General features: G+C 32.5%; 3 protein-coding genes. All 3 read right to left on the reverse strand.

Features of this window, described 5'->3' with window-relative positions; genetic code table 11:
* A partial coding sequence (locus tag U9R42_12815) for a hypothetical protein (protein MEA3496899.1) occupies positions 1-182 on the reverse strand: 182 nt, incomplete at its 3' end.
* 24 nt (positions 183-206) lie between these two features.
* Positions 207-785 carry a hypothetical protein gene (locus tag U9R42_12820; GenBank protein MEA3496900.1) on the reverse strand — a complete coding sequence of 193 codons (579 nt, stop codon included), beginning with the start codon at positions 783-785 and terminating at the stop codon, positions 207-209.
* 45 nt (positions 786-830) lie between these two features.
* A partial coding sequence (locus U9R42_12825; GenBank protein ID MEA3496901.1) for a hypothetical protein occupies positions 831-1841 on the reverse strand: 1011 nt, incomplete at its 5' end.

Consider the following 1841-nt stretch of genomic DNA (forward strand, 5'->3'; position numbering starts at 1 on the left):
ACAGGTATAATATTATCTATATTAATATATATCTCCTCTAGTGTTGGTGAGAAGTTATCAATTATAGTCTGTATGGCATCTAAGTTATCGTGTACAGTAACTATCTTAGAATACTCTACCTCATTAAATTCACTGGTTACAGCAATGTTATTACATACTAAACCACTTTGTCTTTTAGGCATCTTTTACTCCTTCCTTATTATTCATTATACATATCCTTTAGCACAAACAGAACTTAGGACTCCATTATCAGGGGTTATTAAACCTTCGTCTATTATCATATTACAACTACTAGTGTAGGCTTGTAAATGATGTGCAGAAGGACCATCTAAATCTCCACTACTACCACCATACAGAACATAACCTATATAATGTAGCATAGGTGTCAATAATGTATATGGTATAGCAATAGTATCATCTAAGGACGTAATTAATGGAGGTGAAGCTTGATATATTACACTCAAATACTCTCCTGGAATAGGGTTACTAACTTGTATTTGATTGTAGGATATAGTAGAGATAGTATTTAAATCATATTCATTATTAAGATCAAATAACTCAGCTCGTTGATTATATACTTCTACCACGTGTAAACAATCCTCATTAAGCTGATATATAGTAGTAGCTTCAGCCATTAGTACATATTGCTCATTAATAGTAAGTCTAAATTTCTTATGTAATTCAATATTAGCTATATTAATAGCATTAACTAGTTTATCATCTTCTAATTTAACTTGTTTGAGTACTCCGGCTGTAGCAAATGCTTTTATGTCATTACCAGTCATACCACTTACTCCTTTATAAATTTTATATGGTATTATAACATAATTCTAGAAAACTACACTACTTTGACCAGTGTCTATATCATCTACTTCTACCCACATACCATCACCTAATGATTTGGTATTAAACTCATATTCTACTTCAGTGCTAGGTTTCCATGGGTTCATAACAGCTAACATGGAAATTGTATCTATCACATCATCATGTTTGCTTTTAAACCCTGAAGCAGATGCATTACGTAACTCATCCATAGCTTCTGTAATTTGAGGAGATTTCTCCATCTCCTTAGGAAACCATATTTTCTTACTTTTGAACAATGGGAGAATTACCATAAATCTAACCATTTTGTTAGTGTTAGGTCTAATACCAGGAGCAGCTTTATTGCCTTCACTAGCCAGATTAAAGAATATATTCCTATTAATCATCTCACCTTGCAACCATTGTATAAATCCACCTTGTTGTCCTGTAACCTCTACACCTACATTTTGAGGTTTATACATAGATACAAATCTAAATAGATCATTTATATTAGCATCCATCAACTGACGCTTAACTATGCCATCTACATACATCCAGTCACCATTATTATTATAAGCCCATACACTTATAACGGAATAATCAGCACTAGTCTTTTCTGAAGTAGCAAAGTCAGTAGTTATATAAAAGTTATATTTCTCTTTATTCTGCAGCACACTAACTCTATTGTACCAAATGATATCATCATCTTGAACTAATCTATCTTCATCTGACATAATTCTTAACATCATTTCCTGATTAAAGGTGTCTATTTTACCTGCTTTCATAGCCTTATCATATTGAGATTTAACATAGTCATAATCAAACCTATCTTCCCAACTACCTCTAAATTCTTCTCTAGTACACGGGAATTTCTCACATACAGGATAAACATTAGTATACCATGCCCCTGATTCTACAGCTTTATACAGAGGATCTTTAGCGTTAAATGGAGTTCCTGACCATATAGTCTTTCTTCTAGTAGGATGTAGAGCATAATCTATGGCTTTATAAACAGTATCTTCTATACTGGCTATTACAGT

Source organism: Bacteroidota bacterium, from assembly GCA_034723125.1.
In the GTDB taxonomy this organism is placed as follows: Bacteria; Bacteroidota; Bacteroidia; order CAILMK01; family JAAYUY01; genus JAYEOP01.